This is a genomic window from Amycolatopsis sp. WQ 127309, assembly GCF_023023025.1.
Lineage (GTDB): Bacteria > Actinomycetota > Actinomycetes > Mycobacteriales > Pseudonocardiaceae > Amycolatopsis.
Genome location: NZ_CP095481.1, coordinates 7,094,224 through 7,110,419, shown reverse-complemented (window position 1 = coordinate 7,110,419; position 16,196 = coordinate 7,094,224). Strand labels below are relative to the sequence as shown.

16 protein-coding genes are annotated in these 16,196 nt (G+C 69.8%); 7 read left to right on the top strand and 9 right to left on the bottom strand.

Annotated elements, in window-relative coordinates; translation table 11 throughout:
• Positions 1-149: 149 nt before the first annotated feature.
• Entirely contained in the window at positions 150-260 is a 111-nt protein-coding gene (locus MUY22_RS49525; RefSeq protein ID WP_371827513.1) for a hypothetical protein, read from the top strand.
• Between the two features lie 58 nt (positions 261-318).
• On the opposite strand, the gene MUY22_RS32180 is transcribed toward MUY22_RS49525, so the two are convergent.
• From MUY22_RS32180 to MUY22_RS32165, 4 genes are all read right to left on the bottom strand, one after another.
• A complete protein-coding gene (locus MUY22_RS32180; RefSeq protein ID WP_247050896.1) occupies positions 319-2,049 on the bottom strand; it encodes a hypothetical protein in 1,731 nt (576 codons plus the stop codon).
• A gap of 838 nt (positions 2,050-2,887) precedes the next feature.
• Complete coding sequence (locus MUY22_RS32175) at positions 2,888-5,779, bottom strand: CHAT domain-containing protein (RefSeq protein ID WP_247050894.1); 2,892 nt, start codon at positions 5,777-5,779, stop codon at positions 2,888-2,890.
• Complete coding sequence (locus MUY22_RS32170) at positions 5,776-6,660, bottom strand: hypothetical protein (RefSeq protein ID WP_247050892.1); 885 nt, start codon at positions 6,658-6,660, stop codon at positions 5,776-5,778. Before MUY22_RS32170 ends, MUY22_RS32175 begins: the two co-directional genes overlap by 4 nt.
• Before the next feature lie 7 nt (positions 6,661-6,667).
• Positions 6,668-7,045 carry a hypothetical protein gene (locus MUY22_RS32165; protein ID WP_247050891.1) on the bottom strand — a complete coding sequence of 126 codons (378 nt, stop codon included), beginning with the start codon at positions 7,043-7,045 and terminating at the stop codon, positions 6,668-6,670.
• Positions 7,046-7,238: 193 nt separating this feature from the next.
• Between MUY22_RS32165 and MUY22_RS32160 the strand changes: the two genes are divergently transcribed.
• Positions 7,239-7,382, top strand: coding sequence for a hypothetical protein (locus MUY22_RS32160; RefSeq protein WP_247050888.1), 144 nt, complete (start codon positions 7,239-7,241; stop codon positions 7,380-7,382).
• Positions 7,383-7,571: 189 nt separating this feature from the next.
• On the opposite strand, the gene MUY22_RS32155 is transcribed toward MUY22_RS32160, so the two are convergent.
• On the bottom strand, positions 7,572-8,120 hold the full coding sequence (locus tag MUY22_RS32155; protein ID WP_247050887.1) for an ImmA/IrrE family metallo-endopeptidase: 549 nt from the start codon (positions 8,118-8,120) through the stop codon (positions 7,572-7,574).
• Positions 8,121-8,150: 30 nt separating this feature from the next.
• The gene (locus tag MUY22_RS32150; protein WP_247050885.1) at positions 8,151-8,534 is read right to left on the bottom strand and encodes a helix-turn-helix transcriptional regulator; all 384 of its coding nucleotides are present in this window, start codon (positions 8,532-8,534) and stop codon (positions 8,151-8,153) included.
• Between the two features lie 167 nt (positions 8,535-8,701).
• Here MUY22_RS32150 and MUY22_RS32145 point away from each other — a divergent pair, with 167 nt between their 5' ends.
• The 3 genes from MUY22_RS32145 to MUY22_RS32135 are packed head-to-tail and all read left to right on the top strand — an operon-like array spanning position 8,702 to position 10,763.
• Positions 8,702-8,980, top strand: coding sequence for a multiubiquitin domain-containing protein (locus MUY22_RS32145; RefSeq protein WP_247050883.1), 279 nt, complete (start codon positions 8,702-8,704; stop codon positions 8,978-8,980).
• Positions 8,977-9,363, top strand: coding sequence for a hypothetical protein (locus MUY22_RS32140; protein WP_247050881.1), 387 nt, complete (start codon positions 8,977-8,979; stop codon positions 9,361-9,363). The genes MUY22_RS32145 and MUY22_RS32140 overlap by 4 nt, the downstream gene beginning before the upstream one ends.
• Positions 9,345-10,763 (top strand): ThiF family adenylyltransferase, encoded by a 1,419-nt coding sequence (locus MUY22_RS32135; protein ID WP_247050879.1) that lies wholly within the window; start codon positions 9,345-9,347, stop codon positions 10,761-10,763. The genes MUY22_RS32140 and MUY22_RS32135 overlap by 19 nt, the downstream gene beginning before the upstream one ends.
• Positions 10,764-11,120: 357 nt before the next feature.
• Here MUY22_RS32135 and MUY22_RS32130 read toward each other — a convergent pair whose 3' ends face one another.
• The 3 genes from MUY22_RS32130 to MUY22_RS32120 all read right to left on the bottom strand — a co-directional run bounded on the left by MUY22_RS32130 (position 11,121) and on the right by MUY22_RS32120 (position 14,385).
• Positions 11,121-12,368 carry a hypothetical protein gene (locus MUY22_RS32130; protein WP_247050877.1) on the bottom strand — a complete coding sequence of 416 codons (1,248 nt, stop codon included), beginning with the start codon at positions 12,366-12,368 and terminating at the stop codon, positions 11,121-11,123.
• Positions 12,369-12,598: 230 nt separating this feature from the next.
• Positions 12,599-13,492 (bottom strand): LysR family transcriptional regulator, encoded by an 894-nt coding sequence (locus MUY22_RS32125; protein WP_247050875.1) that lies wholly within the window; start codon positions 13,490-13,492, stop codon positions 12,599-12,601.
• A 35-nt stretch (positions 13,493-13,527) separates the two neighbouring features.
• Positions 13,528-14,385, bottom strand: a complete 858-nt coding sequence (locus MUY22_RS32120; RefSeq protein ID WP_247050873.1) for an NAD-dependent epimerase/dehydratase family protein — start codon at positions 14,383-14,385, stop codon at positions 13,528-13,530.
• Positions 14,386-14,599: 214 nt separating this feature from the next.
• Between MUY22_RS32120 and MUY22_RS32115 the strand changes: the two genes are divergently transcribed.
• Together MUY22_RS32115 and MUY22_RS32110 are read left to right on the top strand one after the other, a co-directional pair.
• Positions 14,600-15,505 (top strand): alpha/beta hydrolase, encoded by a 906-nt coding sequence (locus MUY22_RS32115; RefSeq protein ID WP_247050871.1) that lies wholly within the window; start codon positions 14,600-14,602, stop codon positions 15,503-15,505.
• A 90-nt stretch (positions 15,506-15,595) separates the two neighbouring features.
• Complete coding sequence (locus MUY22_RS32110; protein ID WP_247050869.1) at positions 15,596-16,189, top strand: TetR/AcrR family transcriptional regulator; 594 nt, start codon at positions 15,596-15,598, stop codon at positions 16,187-16,189.
• The last annotated feature ends 7 nt before the right edge of the window (positions 16,190-16,196 follow it).

Here is a 16,196-nt window from a genome sequence, read left to right as displayed (position 1 = left end):
CCAACACCGCCGCTACATCGGCGGACGGCCACCCTACGGCTACCGTCTCGTCGACGCGGGGCCCGCACCCCAACCCCGCCGACGCGCGCTGGGGCCGGCGACTGCAACAGCTTGCTCCCGATCCCCGAACCGCGCCGCACGTGAGCTGGATGTTTCGGCAACGTCTCGCCGGGCACAGCGTCGCCAGCATCGCCCGGCACCTCAACGAACGCGGTGTCCCCTGCCCCTCCAGCGCCGACCCGGACCGCAACCGCCACTGAACCGCGCGGCGCCTGGACCTTGCGCACGGTCGCCGCGATCCTGGCGAAGCGGCCTGGGTTATGCGCGCGTCGGCTTGTCGCCGGTGCCCAGCAAACCCATGGTGCGGAACAGAGCGGAAACCTGCTTCTCCGCCAAGACCGCCGCGGTGGGACCGCGCAGACTTCCGTCAGCGTGCGGGTGCAGGCCGAGCACCGTGCCTTCGGCCGGTTCGTCCTGCTGCGGCAACTCCTCGATCAAGCCGCGGAGAAGGTCCTGCGCAGCGGTCAGCAGATCGCTCCCCCAGCGCTCGACAGCCTCGGCGCCAGTGTCCAACCGCTCTGCGCCATCATCGCCGGTGAGCACGCCGTCCTCTGCGAGCATGTCGAGGTTGAGCTGCAATTCAGGCTTGCCGTCGACCAGCCGCAGCCGACGGGTGACCGGGTCATACATCACAGTGAGGCACTGCTCGGCCCTGCGCAGGAGGACCTCCTCCAAGCCGCCCTCCCACGTCGAGCGTTTCAGCGCAACCCACCCCCAGCTGCTTAGGGCCGTCTCCACAACGTCGAGCACGACGTCCGTGTATTCCTCGAAGCCTGTGGCTCCATACAGGTTGAGGTAGGCCTCCCGGACGTCGTCCGCATTCGCCGCGGCGTCCGCCGCGCTTCCTGCCTCGACGAGCGACAGCAGCAACCAATCAAATTCAGGTATCTCCTGCTCGGTGCAGCCGCCACGACAGCACCAGAACTCCCCCGGACACGACAGCGTCACCCGGTGCACGGCGTCGATCGTGTCGCTGCCGGTACCTGACCTCGTGACGCACAGCAGATAGCTGTGAAGCGTGCCGGGAAGTCCGGATACCCCTTCGTGAGCATGGAATGCTCCGCCGCCCACGTGAAGCACCAACCCGCTGCCTCCCTCGCTCGCCCAACCTGCCAGCGCGGCGCGAGCCGAGACCAAAACACGGGCATCGACGGACGGATCCCAGCTCTCGAGCTGCCACTGCCGGCTGAACCGCCAATCCCCGGCCGACGCAAGAGCCGTCGTGACCGCTTCAGCTGAACCGTCGACCACCAGCACGCCGCCGAGTGTCGTGCCGGTGGCAAGCAGCTCACTGGCCACGCCCGGATCCTCAGCTGCCGTCACGGGGACGGCCGTCTGTCGCGGCCACCAGCACACCTCGTCCGGCACCAGCGCTTCGTTGGCCGCCGTGTCAAGCCGCACGTTCCCGAATGTGCCTTCGCTGCCGACGGTGCCCAGGACGGCGTGTAAGACCATCTCGAGTTCGCCTACGCCTCCGGGCACGACAGCAAGCTCCGGTCGGTCCTCGCCGTCCGTGGGCAGTTGGACGGTTACCTCGCCGAGTTCCGGGAAGCTCGTGACCTTCGAGGAAGTCAACAAGAGTTCCCCATCGGCGCCCACGGTCGGCTCGTCGGCCGGAATGGGGCGGCCGGTTCGGTCCACCGTCGGAACCCAGGCGGGGCGGCGTTCCTGGCGGCGCTTGATCAGCTGGAGGTGCTTAAGCAGGTCGGTCTTGGTGGGATACGACTTCAGGAACCCCACCTCGGCTGGTCTGACCAGCTCCTCCAGATCCTTCTTGGTCAGGTCTTCCGGACGTTCCGGGATGTCGATGACCACTTCGGGCTTGGCCAGCCGCGCGATCTGCGCCTCGATGGCCGCAGCGAAGCGAGCTGCGAAATCGCCTGTCGTCGTCTCGAACGCGATCCGCGCCGGTTCCACATCCACATCTGCGCCGGCCAACGTTGTCAGCATCGCCAGCAACAGATCATTGTTCGCAGCAGGACCGATCATCGGGTGATCGTACTGCCAGTCGAACCGGCTCCAAGTGACCGGTGATAGGTCAGAATTGCCATTCCCAGCCCTTGACGTTGTCGATACTCGCGCCGTTTAGCTGCAACTTTCCCGAGAATCTGCCGTCGTAAGGGCGATCTGGCCGGTGTAAGTGCTGTTCAGCGCATGGACGTTCGGCAGCCGCTTCACCTCCGAGTGGCAGAGTCCCACTCCGCCTGGTTCTCACCTTGCCACCTCAGCCAAGCCGGAACAGTGACTGTCCAGGTGAAGGCGTCAGGAGCGCACATGGTCCACCGGGCTGGTCGACGGTGACGTAGAGGTTTCGTCACCGCGATCGAGTCCGAACACCACGCGCATCTCGTCTCATGGCCGCCAACGAGCCACCGTTCTCTCGGTGCTACCCGCGCCGAAAAGGCGGCCGAGCGCGCCGAGCGCTCCGGGCGGGTTGAGTCACTCGGCCTTCACCGTGTGCTCGAATGAACCGTCCGGACGCTTGATTGTGCGTTCTTTCTTACCGCCCGTAGCCAAAGGTCAGCGACCAGGCCGTAGAGCCCGGTCGCACCGCTGGCACCGCAGGCCCGTCGAGGGTTGCCGCGCAGCCGCCGGTCAGCCGCACGCGCGGTCCGATTGGCCAGGACTATGGCGCGGTGGGAGCTCGCGCAAATCACGGCGCCGATCCCGACCAGGGCGTACTGCCCGATCTCGACGCCGGGTGCAAGGCATGCCCCGGAGGGCCTTCCTGCCGCTGCTGGTGAGCGTAGACGGCGCCGTGATCCAGGTCCCCAAGTGCGCCGGCAGCCAACCTTCGTTCATCCAACTAGGCGCTGGGCGTGCTGCTCTAAGACCCGTGGTAACTGAGCGCGGCCCAGTCGGCGGGGTGCCGGTAGGCCCGCTCGTCCGGGTCACGCAGGTACAGCGCGCGGACCAGGCCGACCAGGTCAGGATCCGCGATCGGAGTGATCGCGGCGGCCAGGTCACGCGCCTTCTCACCGTTCGTTGTGTCCCTGAGCCAGCGTTGGGCGGCCTGCAATGCCGATGCGGGCTCCCGCCCTTCGGCTCGCCACAGCTGGTAAAACCGCGCCAGGAGCAAGCTGACAGCCTCGCTGCGGACAGCCCACCGCGTCGCGACGACACCTGCGACCCCCGCCTGGATGAGGCCGGTGGGCAGGCTGATGACCTCGTCCGGTAGCACGCTTCCCGGCTGATCGGTGTCGCAGGCGGACAGGACGGCGAGCCGGACGCCCGGCCCGGTGTCGGCGAGCCGGAGCGCGAGGATTTCGCGCAGGGTTAGCTCGTCGTCGCCGGCCAGGACGAGCGCGCTCTTCAGCGGCTCGTCCGGGTGGGCCTTTCCGTGGCAGATGAAGTGGTGGACGTCGGCGGTGGTCAGGGCGGCGCGCACGGCCGGGAAGTTCGCCTGCTCGCCGGCCAGCACATCGGACGTCGGGAACCAGTGACGGGCCCACGCGGTTTCGGCGCGGGTGTACCCGATCGGCTCCCACGCGCTGGGCCGCGGGTCGGCGATCACGGCCAGACGCGTGGCCGGGGTGCGAGCGGCGATCCGGTCGGTGACACTGAGGCTGCGGGCGGTCGGCGCGTAGGTCACCACCTGGTCGTCGAGCGCGTACCGGCGACCGTCCCGCTCCGGTGTCCACGCCGCGTGCAGGGGCAGCATCGTGACTCTTCCCGACGGCACCAGCACGATCCGCTGGGCGGTCCCAGCGAGCAACCTCACCGGCGCCATGATCGCCGGCCACGCCCAGCGCGTGACGGCGTCCAGCGTTCCTTCCCAGGCACCGCCCCTCGAAACCATCCCGCGGCGAGACTCGAGCAACACGTTCGCCCGCTGCTGGACCGCGGCGGCGGTGGCCGAGGGCAGCTCGACCGCCCGGACGTCTCCACCGGAGCCGACGCCGAGGGCCACCCCGGCCGGACCTGCGGCGGCGACGTAGACCACGACCGTGCCGTCGGTGATCACGTCGCGGACGTCGGAGATGGTGGGCGCGCGAAGGAAACGTTCGTAGCCGGGAACTCCGCGGATCCCGTCGATCACCTCGTCGATCGCTTCGCGGTGCGCACGCAGGACGCGCGACTCGGCGCCCTGCCACAGCGCGCCGTCCAGCGCCGTGGTCGCCACCCGGTAGCGCCGGACCAGATCGGCGTGCTCGGTGCCGGCCAGCCCGTCCAGCTCGATCCGTTCACGCTCCAGGACCTCGGACAGCAGCAGGCTGCGGCCCGATTCCAGGGCCAGGACGGCGTCTTCGAGCCGGCCGGCGCGAAACATCGCGTAGGCCGCGGCGGCGGGAAGTCCTTGGGACTCCGCCAGCCACGTCTCGCGGTCTTCGCGCAGCACCTGCGTGCGGAACAGCCGGCGGGTCGCCTCCAACGCGCTCTCGTAGGCCGTGCACGCCTCGTCCCACCTTTCCCGCCGGGTGGCCCAGTCACCCCAGGCGCGGCCCGCGGACAGCGCCCACTCCAGGGAGCTCTCCAGCCCGTGGCGCAGGGCATCCCGGTAGAACCCCACGGCCTCCGCGGCCGTCGCCGTGTCGCCGGACCGGTCGCTTTGGGCTTGCAGGAGGCGCCCGAGGTTGTACGACCGAGATGTGCGGTTCGGCGCGGTGCCGGACGTGAGACGCAAGGAGGAGCGGTAGTGCTCGACTGCTTCCGCACCGGTCTCGGGGTCACCCGTGATCCGGCTCAGTGTTTCCAATGCGTTGGCGAGGTTGTTGTGCGTGGCGGCCAGCTGCCAGTTACCCGGGGAACTGCGCGCCAGATCCAGCCGGTGCAGGTCGATCGCGGCGTGCACGTCGCTCTCGTCGCCGAAGTCGTGATAGCGGGTCAACAACGCGCTGCCCAGACTGTCCACAGCCGTCGGCTCACCGTCTTCGCCCAGGTCCACGTCATCCTGGAGCAGCTGGATCGCCTCTGCCAGATCAGCCGGGGACCGGGTCCGGAGATACCGGTCGCGCAAGTACATGCCCAGCGACGCGCCGTGGTCCGTGCTGTTCCGGGCGACCCCGTCAGGACCGGGCTTGCCCGTCGCTTCACGCAGCAGGGTGATGGCCCGGTCGAGGTCGTCGAGCGCACCGTGGACGGTGTACCGGGTGAACAGCAGCTTCGCCAGGCTGTACCGGTAGTCGAACCGGGCGGGGGCTTCCGACATGCACAGCTCGGCGAGGTGGACAGCCTCAGTCAGGAGGGCTGCCTCGCCACTCGCGATGAACTGGGCCTGCAGCACGGAGCCCAGGTGAGAACGGCCCAGCGCGAGGAGCGTGGCATCGTCGCCCGCCGCGGCCATACTCCGCCGCAGGTGCCCGGTGGCGCGGACGAGGAACTCCGCATCGCCGTATTCCCTGTAAAGGTGAATGAAGGAGCTGCCGAGGTTGCACTCCATCCGGGCCTGCTCCGGACTGCCGTCCGGCGCGAGCCGAAGTCCCTCGGTGAGCAGGTCGACCGAGGTCTCGATGTCGGCGATCTTCCCGGTATTGATCCCGCGCCAGTTGTGGGCGATCGACGCCCGGTTGAGCACCGCCTGCTGGAAAGCCGGGCTGCCGGACGCGAACCGCCGGTCGGCGACGAGCCGGTCCAGAATCTCGACGAGCACGGTCAGGCCGGCGGACTCACCGTCGTCGAGGTGGTGGCCCAGTGCGTCGTCGGCCTTGTCCAGCAACCGCCGGAACCGGCGGGGGACGTCCGGGATCGGGCGCCAGCCCAGCCTTTCCGCCGCGCTCATTCCGGGTCCGCCGGCAACGGAGCGCCGCGCTCGAGGTGGGCGGTCACCCGCTCCCCGAACTCACGCCCCTCGGCGGGCTTGACGCCCAGCGCCGTGTAGAGGTCGGTGCGGTAGAGGTCGTAGCAGCTCTGGACCAGCTGCCCGTACGTCGACGCGGCGGCGAGCGTGACGCGGTTGCCGGCGACCATCCCCAGCAGCGCGGGCACGAGAGCCCACCAGCTGAACGGCGTCCACACCACGAAGAGCAGGCTCCACAGCCAGAGCCGCGCTCCCTCGTCCAGCCGCGACCGGGCCGCGGTGACTTCGGCGCGCGCAGAGTCCGGCATGACCAGCCACAGCCGCGGCCAGCACACGACGGCGTCGAGCCCGTAGCGGTGCCTTGAGCGGGTTTCGGCCGCCTTCAGTACGTTGCCCAGCCGCGTCGGCATGCGGTCGTGGGGGTCGGCGGGAATGCTTGCGCGCCAAGCATTCAACGCCGCATAACGTGTGCGGTCACCCGCGGTCAGGTCGGTCCGCCGGGCCAGTTCCCGCCAGCGCTCCTGCCGGCGGCTGATGCGGCGCCCTCGCAGCCGCACCAGCAGTGTCCGGAGCGGGCCGGCCCACGCCGGCCAGTAGCCTTCGAGCGTCCGTAGGACGCCGGGGGTGACGAGGTCAGCGAGCCGGGCCGAGCCCGCGACGAGCAGCAGCGCCGCCACGGCGAGGAGCACCTGCGTCGCGGACGTCGTACCGCCGAGCGTCTCCTGCCACCGGCTCCCGAGGTCCCGGCTGCCGGTCCACGCCAGCACCCCGCCGATCCAGAACACGAGGGCGGGCGAGAGCAGCAGGCTCGCCCACCGGTCGGCGACCTTGCCGCCCAGCCCCGACCACATCCCGGTCAGCACGCCGGCTTCACCCGGCCGCCGTCAGCGGGCCGTGCCCGCGCGGGCACCGCTCGGGAACCGGCTCGCCGACCTCGAACACCGGATACTCGTAGCCGCAGTCCGCACAGCCGTATCGAAGGACGGCCGAAGGCTCACCTCGCCCAGGCAAGTGTGTGTACGTGCCCACCGACTCGGTCGCCCGGGTCGTGTCAGGCTCCTTCGGCAGCCGTCGGCGCAACGCCATCCGGAGCCCGGGCTCCGCGGTCAGCAGCCGGAGAATCTCGTCGGCCACCGGCTCGCCGGCGTCAGTCCGGGCCAGCAAGCCGTCCACCTGCCGGGCAACGGGAAGCGCCACCCACTCGTCTCGGATCTCCCGCGCCGCGGCGACGATGTCCTCGTCACGCACTCTCCGCCTCCAGCCGATCCCCCAGTGTGATACCCAGGTCCAAGCTACCGCCTTCGCCGAGCACCCATGAGCCCACTCCTGACCTGGCCACACCCTCTCTGCCTTAACCGTTCACAGGCGGCGAAGTTCGACACGATCGAGGTCGAGCAGCAGACGGACGCACGCTCGTGGCGAGGCCGCAGAGCCTGACACATTGCTCAGGTCCGCGGCGCGGTGGGCGGGTGCGTCGTGCGGTGAACAACGCGGCCAGCTGCGCCGCGAGGTCGTCGAGGGACACCGCAGCCGGACGGTCGCGTCGATGGTCAAGACCTCGCCGGGCACGTCCAGCGGCTCGTAGGCGCCGGCGATCAGCGCGGCGGAGAACCTCCCGACGTTGTTTCTGGTCGCCGTGCCCGGGGTGACGGACCGCGGTGGCCGAGCGCACGGCGGTCCGCTCGAGCAGGGTCGGGCCGTAGGCGGTGAGCTGCACCTGGACAGCGCGCCGGTGTCCTTCATCTGCCGCCGGAAGTCGTCGGAGCGCGGCTTGCTAGCGAAAGCGGGCCTGTTTCGCGAGGGCGTGCTGCGCCATCACGCGCACACCGGACATCCGCATCTGAGCGAACTGCTCGCTTACGCCGTAGGTTTCGGCGACCTGGGCGTTGGTCTTGTTGTCGAACGCCGCACGCTTCGCGGCCTCGTCGGGGATCAGCAACTGCCCCGAGAGGTACTTGGCTTCCTTCTCCTTCGCGGGATCGAAGTGCCGGCAACCGTCTTCCCCCAACAGCAGCTCGGCGAACTCGTGCTCGAGCAGATGGTGCGCCAGCTCGTGAGCCAGGCTGGCACATCGACGCGCCTCGGAGTGCGCCGTGTTCTCGATGATGATCCGGCTGTTTCCGACGGGAATGATGGCGGCCGACCAGATCTTCGAGCGCACGGACGTGTAGTACCGGATCGCGGCGTTGGCCTGGGCACAATCCCCGAGCTCGTCGATCGGGTAGACCCGGATGCCGTGCTCCTCGGCGAGCAGGTACGGATCCAGGGGCGCGAGCCGGGACAGCCCGAGACCCGCTCGCTCTTCCGCGGCGACCTTCCGCATCTCTGCCTGAGTCCACCGCGTTCCCATGGCTCAGTCCGCCTGCGCCTGCCGGTCGGCGTTGAAGCGGCGCACCGCCGAGCCGATCAGCTGCTCCAAGTGCTCGACGTCCTGCGGCTGCAGATCCGGGCGGGCCCGCAGCAGGGGCGCGAGCTCGGCCACCAAGTCAGGCGGCTCCGCGGTTCGCCGTTGCAGCTCCACGTCGTCGATCATGAACTTCTCGGCCGGGACATCGAGCCACCGCACCATCGCGGCGAACGCGTCGACGTCCGGGTTTTTCCCGTTCGCCAACCTCGACATCGTCGACGGGCTGACGTCGAGCAGCTTGGCCAGCTGGCGCCACGACAGCTCCCTGGCCTCCCGGGCCGCGTCCAGCGCCCCGTGTAGAGCGATCACGTCGATGCTCGCATTGGCCACGCGGGCTCCTGTTCCTGCTGATCGTCTTCGTCTGTCGCTCATTGTTTGACAAGTCGAGCACCAATGCTACCGTTGATCACAAGTGTTCGACATGTCGAGCATCGAGTGAATGTAGGCACACCTAACCCCCGAAGGTGTGCGCCAGGCCCCAGCGCAAGGAGAACGTCATGTCCACCACCAGCGAGCGCCATGCTCCCGGCCACCACGACCAGCCTCCGGTTCGGATCTCCGTCACGGTCAACGACGACCGGGTGGTCCTCTCCGAGCACCGGCTCAGCGGTGCGCAGATCAAGGCCGTGGCCGTCGAGCAGGGCGCTGACCTGCAGGTCGGCTTCCAGCTGTCGGTCAAGCGCGGTCACCGCTTCCACGTCGTCGACGACGACGAGGTGATCACGGTCCACGAGCACGACGAGTTCGTCGCCGTCGCCGCGGACGACAACTCGTGACCGCCTTGACCACCGAGGTCGAGGCAGCCGTCGCCGCCGTCCGGGCGCACTTCGCCGGGAAACCGGTCGAAGTCGTCCCGGACGGCGCCGGCGGCGCCACCCTCGTCGTCGACGACGTCGACCTCGGCGACCACTACACGCCCCGCACCAGCTGGCTCGGCTTCCACGTCAGCTCGGCCTACCCCCAAGCCGACGTCTATCCGCACTACATCGCGCGGGTCAGCCGCACAGACGGGCAGGCCCACGGCCAAGCCGTCCAGCCGGTCGACTGGAACGGCCGGGCCGCCCTGCAGCTCTCGCGCCGCTCCGCCACCGTGAGGCCGCGCCTCGACAACGCCGCGCTCAAGGCCGAGAAGGTGATCTCGTGGTTCACCAAGGCGTGAATCCGCCCGCGCCGGCCTGGAGCCTCACCGCTCCACCCCGGCTCTGGGCCGACCTCACCCAGCACCTGTTCCGCGACGACGGCGACGAGCACGGCGCCGTCATCCTCGCCGGACATGCCGACGGCCCCCGCGGGCAGCGATTGCTCGCCCGCGAGCTCCTACTCGCCGAAGACGGCATCGACTACGTCGCCGGCACCACCGGCTACCGCGCCCTCCGACCCGAGTTCGTGCGCGACTCCGCCTTGCGCGCCCGTGGCGAGCAGCTCGCCTACCTCGCGGTCCACAACCACTTCGGCACCACGTCGGTCAGCTTCTCCCCCATCGACCTCGCGAGCCACGAGCGCGGCTATCCCGCCCTGAGCAAGATCACCAAGCAGCTCGTCGGCGGCCTCGTCTTCACCCCTGGCGCCGCAGCAGGAGACCTGTGGCTTCCCGACGGCACCCGCGACACGCTCGCCGAGGTCGTCATCCCCGGCGGGAACCTCATCCGCCTCACCCCCGCGCCGACCCCGGTCTCGACCAGCGACGCCCGACACGACCGACAGGCCCGCTTGTTCGGCGACCGAGGTCAACAGGCGTTCGCGCGGATGCGGGTCGCCGTCGTCGGTCTCGGCGGAGTCGGCTCAATCGTCACCGAGCTCCTCGCCAGGCTCGGTGTCGGCCACCTCGTCCTCATCGACGCCGACACCGTCGACGAGACCAACCTGCCGCGACTCGTCGCCGCGCGCTCCGATGACGTCGACAGGCGCAAGACCGAGCTCGCCGTCCGCAACGCCCGCCGCGCCAATCCCGGCATCGGACTCACCGTCATCAACGAGGAGGTGCAGCACCCCGACGCCCGCCGAGCCCTCGCGACATGCGACTGGATCTTCCTCGCCGCCGACACGAGCGCCGCTCGGCACTGGGTCGACCGGGCCGTCCATCAGTACCTGATCCCGGCCACCCAAGCCGGGGTGAAGGTCCCCGTCGACGATGCCGGCGCGATCGGCCGCATCCACGTCGCGATCCGCCAGCTGATCCCCGCCAGTGGCTGCATGTGGTGCAACAGCCTGATCAACCCGACCGAGCTCGCGTTGGACATGCTGCCGGACCACGTTCGTGAGCACGCCCGCTACGTCGAGGACATTCCCGCACCCAGCGTCATCGCGCTCAACGGCATCGCCGCCAGCGCCGCCGTCAACCACTTCATGTTCGCGGTCACCAACCTTCACAACGACGGTGGCGAGCACTCATTCCTCCACTTTCCCCGCAGCGGCAACCAAGTGCGCCAGCAGTCGCGGCGAGACCCGACTTGCTTCACCTGCTCCGAACACGGCCTTCTCGCCCGTGGCGACGTACTCGAAGTGGCGGCCGTTCAGCGGGCGGACAGTGCAACACGGAGCGGCGGAACATCTGACTAACTCAGATCACGGTCGCAACGGAAAGCCCGGAACCAGCAAAACCTCGCGACAACGGCATAGGGCGTCACCCATCTACAACCATGATCGTCTCCTCCAGCCGTGCACGGGTCGTCCTGTATGCGTTCACCGGATGAGCCGCGTCCGCGTAGCAGGAACGCTCGGATGTGATACGTGCGCATCGCGATCGCCGCCTGCGGGATGGTCGCCACCCCGATGGACGCCGCTGCCAACGACCGGGACAAGCCGATCCGATTCGGTGCCGAGCACGCCGCCGATGCAACGGTCGATCGGCGTCATCAGGTGCTGTCGAGAAGGCGCTCTTGCGCACCCCCGGTGAAGTCGGCGACCCGGCCCGCGTCAGAGACCATCGGCAAACTCGGCGGTGGCGACGTCGGGCACGCCCGGCGGACGCCGGCGACCGGTCAGCACCGCGTCGAAGTCTGTGCGGTTCTTCAGGTGTCGCTCGAAGAACGCGGTCACGTAGGCGGATGTGACCGCGCGCTGCCGGATCTCGGTCAGCTCGCGCTGGTCGGACTGCGGCCCGCCCGGGAACTGCGTCCGGCAGGTGCCCGGCGCAGAACCGGGGATGGCTTCGTCATGGGCGCCGACCTGCCCGCCCGCGGGCGACCACTCGGTGTTGTAGTTGTCGTGGTTTCCACCGGTGAGCGTGTAGTGGTAGATCGGGGCGTGGTTGCGCCCCGCGTTCGATGCAAAGTAGTCGCCGGTATTGACCTGGTCGCAGGTACCCCACATGATCGCGAACGGCACCTGCGTGACCGCCTCCCCGTTCCAGTTGTCGGTCGGAGCCAAGGCGAAGACGGCCCGCACCCTGACGCCGGGCGGCCATTCCCCGTGCCGGATATCGGCGGCCTGCTGCATGACCCCGCCGCCGCCCATCGAGTGCCCGATCGTCCCGACGTCGGTGAGATCCACGTGGCCGCGGAAGTCGACGCCAGCCGGGCGGCCGGTCCGGGGATCGATGAGCCGGCCACGCAACGGGCCCTGGCCGGTCGAGGCGAGCTGCTGCCACAGGCCGAGCTGGGCGTTGATCAACGCGGCCCGGGCGTAGTAGACGCTGGGCGCCTGCCCGGGCGAGGTCGAGTTGATCCCGTTGACCCCCACCGAGACCACCACGAACCCGCGGCTCGCGAGCTGCCTGCCCAGGTAGTCATAACCCGCGAAGCTCGGCAGTGGCTTCGTCCCCGGCGCGCAGGGCCACCGGTTCATCAGCGCCGAGGTCTCCGTCAGGATCTTCTCCTGCCGGGCCGCCTCCTGGTCGTCGCCCGCTTGCTGGGCGGCGTCGAACGCGGCCTGCGCGGCCGTGTTCCGCTCCGTCGCCACCCGATCGGCGCACGTCTGCCAGTAACCGTGCTGGATCATGATCAGCGGGTGGTTTCCGCGCTCAAGATCGGCCGGGTAGTAGACGATCCCGTTCAGCTCGTTCGCGCCGTCGTAGCCGCTCGACGCCGGTGGCCGGAAAGCCTGGTCGCCGAGGTCGTAGACGAGGGTGTTCACCGGCCGGTAGCCGCTTTCCGCGGCGGCGGCCGCGGAGGGACCCGTCACCGTCGCGGCGGCCAAGGCCGCGATTGCCATGATCATGCGCATGGCGGGAACCTAGCAACCGATTGTCAGGAAATCATGTTGCTTGGGCTGCGAGCGCACCGATGGCCCGATCGCTGTCGCCAGGCTGAACGTCATGTCTCGCGGAGCTGGCTACGCGCCTCGTACCGCAAGCTCGACCCGCGGCTGAGCATGGACGACCGCCGCGCCCGTCTTTCCTGCGTGTCCCGTGATCACACCGAGCCGCTGACACCCCGGACCGGCCGCATCGAGCCCTACGCTCGACCCGGCCGGTCCGCGGGCAGCTCGGGCAGCAACTCGGCTGCCGCCTCGGCGAACTCCCGGACCAGAACGGTGCCCCGCGCAGCCGGCCATGCGGCGGCCACCTGGTTGGGCCCGAGATCTTCGACGGGAAGCACCTCGACGCCCGGCCGGGTGTAGAAGTCCGCCGTGGACGCGGGAATGACCGCGATCCCCTCGCCCCCGGCGACGAGCTCCAGCTTCTCCTCGACGCTGTGGATCACCGGGACCGCCCGATGCGTGCCCGCTCGCAGCTCGAGCGCCACATCCCGCCACTCCGGAACGGCGTCGGGATCCTGCAGCAGATGGTCTTCGGCCAGGTCGGCGACGCGGACCGAGTCCTTGCCCGCCAGCCGGTGACCCGAGGCCACGACCGCCACCCTCGGCTCGGCGTACAGAGGGACGACCGCCAGCCCGGTCCGGTCGATCGGCAGCCGGACGGCGCCGACGTCGGCCCGCCCGTCCCGCAGCACCTCGACCTGGTCGTGCCACCCGGTCCGCAGCATCCGCACGTCCAGGCCGGGGTGACGGGCCCGCAGGAGCCGAACGACGGGTGTCAGCGTGATCCCGGGCATGAACCCGATGGTGAGACGGTGGGCCCCCTCGGCCGTGGCGCGCACCCGGCGCACCAGCGACTCCGCGGAGACCAGCAGGTCACCGGCGTCGGCGAGCAGCTGTTCGCCGGCCGGGGTGAGTGCGGTGCCGCGCCGGTCCCGGGAGAACAGCTCCGCCCGCAGTTCCCCCTCCAGGACACGGATCTGCCGGGACAGCACCGGCTGCGCGATGTGGAGCCGGTCGGCCGCACGGCCGAAGTGCAGCTCCTCGGCCACCGCGACGAAGTACCGCAACCTCCGCAGATCGACGTCCACGATTCCCCTCCTCCGCACTGGCGGCAGCACGCCGCTCAGTTCGACGCGAAAACCGCGAGCGGGTGGGTGTGGCGTGGTTCCCAGCCCAGCTCGCGGCGGGCTTTGGCCGGGGTGAACTGCTGGTCCAGGGCGAACGCGTCCGCGACCGGGCCCATCTCGGCCCGGGCCTGCTCCAGGGTGATCGAGGTGGTCTTGCCCTCGAGCCCCGCGCCGTTCGCCAGCGCCTCGGCGATCTCCTTCGCCGTCGGGTTGACTCCGCCCACGCCCAGGTAGACCGATCCGGCTTCGGCCTTCAGTGCGGCGACGTAGAGCGGGGCGAGGTCGTCGATGTGCACCAGGGCCCAGTGGGCGCTGCCGTCACCGAGGTAGGAGATGACACCGTTCTTCACTCCCGGTTGCACGAAGAAGACGTCGATCAGGCGGTTGTCACCGCCGTAGAGCAGCCCGGGCTGCACGATCACCGGACGGCCACCCTGCGCTGCCCGCGCGAGCACCGCGTCCTCGACGGACTTGCGCCACGCCACCAGGACGGGCGGGTTCCAGGCCGAGGTCTCGTCCTGGATGCCGTCGGTGTCGCCGTAGACCCAGCTGCCGCCGGTGTGCACGTAGGTGCCGGCGCCGACGCCGTCCTGCATCGCGGTGGCCGCGGCGAGGTCCTCCTCGGCGGTGCTCGCCTGGGCGAGGTGGATCACGGCCTCCGCGCGGGCGGCGGCGTGGTTGAGGACGTTCAGGTCCGTCAGGTCGCCGCGGACCGCCGTGGCGCCCGCTGCCACCACGGCTTCTTCGGCTCGCTCGCTGCGGGCCAGCGCCTCCACGGCGTGGCCCTGCCGGAGCAGTTCCGCGATCGTGGCCCGGCCGATGTAGCCGGAGCCGCCTGTCAGGAAGACCTTCATCGTTGCTCCTTCGTTCGTTTGGTGCCCCTCCAGGATGTGGCGCCGGCGGCGGGCGCGTCCAAGACCTATTTCGCGCTCTGTGATACCCCCAGGACATCAGACGTCGACCGTCACGCGGGGGTATCACAGACGACCGGCGAGGTATTGGACGTCGTTCGCCCGGCGGGGTGACGCTGAGGACCGTCCACATCGCATTGCCGGAAAGGAACGTCTCATGCGTCACGATGTCGAGTTCGACGCCGAGGGTGTCACACTGCGGGGCTGGTTCTACGAAGCCGAGCGAGCCGCCGGCCCCGCTCCGTGCGTGGTGATGGCGCACGGCTGGTCGGCCACCCGCCGGCTCTACCTCGACCGGTTCGCCGAAGTGTTCGCCGCGGCCGGGTTCTGCGTGCTGCTGTGGGACAACCGCGGGTTCGGCGACTCGGACACCGCGCCGGGCAAACCCCGCTACGAGATCGACCCGTGGGAGCAGATCCGCGACTACCAGCACGGGATCACCTGCGCCCAGAACCGGCCCGAGGTCGACCCCGACCGGATCGCGGTGTGGGGCAGCAGCTTCTCCGCCGGGCACGCGTTCGTCGTCGCCGCGATCGACCAGCGGGTCAAGGTCGTGGCCGGGCAGGCGCCGTTCGTCAGCGGCCGCGCGACCTACACCAACGTCGCCCGGGAGGACAACCAGGTGATCGACCCGCAGCGGTTCGCCGCCGACCGCCGGGCTCGTGCCGCCGGCAAGCCGGCGGCGATGATCCCCGTGATCGGTACCGACCCCGGGCGAGTCACCGGGATCCCCACCCCGGACGCCCACGACTGGTTCAGCCGGGCGCACGAGGAGCTGGCGCCTGAGTGGCACAACGAGGTGACACTGCGAAGCCTGGAACTGCTGCGCGGCTACGAGCCCGCGCTCTACCTGCCACTGATCACCCCCACCCCGACGCTCATGATCGTCGGCAGCCACGACGGCCTGACCGGCGGGAACCTGGCCGCGGCAGCCTACGGGACGGCCGCGGAGCCGAAGAAGATCGTGTTCGTGCCAGGCGGCCACTTCGCCGCTTACACCGGCTCCGGGTTCGACGTCGCTTCGGCGGCCGCCCGGGACTGGTTCGTCCAGCACCTCAGCTGACGCGCCGCGGTCATTTGACAGTCACATCTGACCGTGAGAGTGTGGATCTCACAGTCACTCATGACTGCAAGATCGTCGGGAGCCACCGCTGTGACGAAGAGGGACGACCAGCGCCGCGAGACCTGGGCGCGTATCGTCGACGTTGCCGTGCGGTCCCTTGTGGACAACGGCTACGCCGCGACCACCGCTTTCGGCGTGCAGCGCGAAGCGGGGATCAGCCGCGGCGCGCTGCTGCACCACTTCCCCACCAGCGAGGCGCTTTCGGCCGCGGCGGTGGCCAAGCTGGTCGAGCTCAACCTCCAGGCGGTGCTGGACGAATCCGCGCGCACACCGCCGGGCCCCGATCTCGTGGCGCGCGGGGTCGGCGTGTTGTACCGCGCCAGCCGGCAGCCTTCGTTCGCGGCCGAACTCGAACTGTGGGCCGCGGCCCGCGCCGACGAGCCGTTGCGCGCGGCGTTGCTTGCGGCCGAGCGGACCGCCTTGGTCCGGCTCTACGAGGTCATCGACGAGCTGTTCGGCCCCGACCTGCGTCGTCATCCCCGGTACCGGGCGATGGTCGAGCTCACCGTCCAGCTGATGCGCGGCCTGACCGTCAGCCGCTCTCTCGGGCAGGACGGGCAGCAGCGGGCCGTGCGGACGTGGACCGTCGTGCTGCGCGGCGCCCTCGCCAACACCGCGCCATGAACCCGTT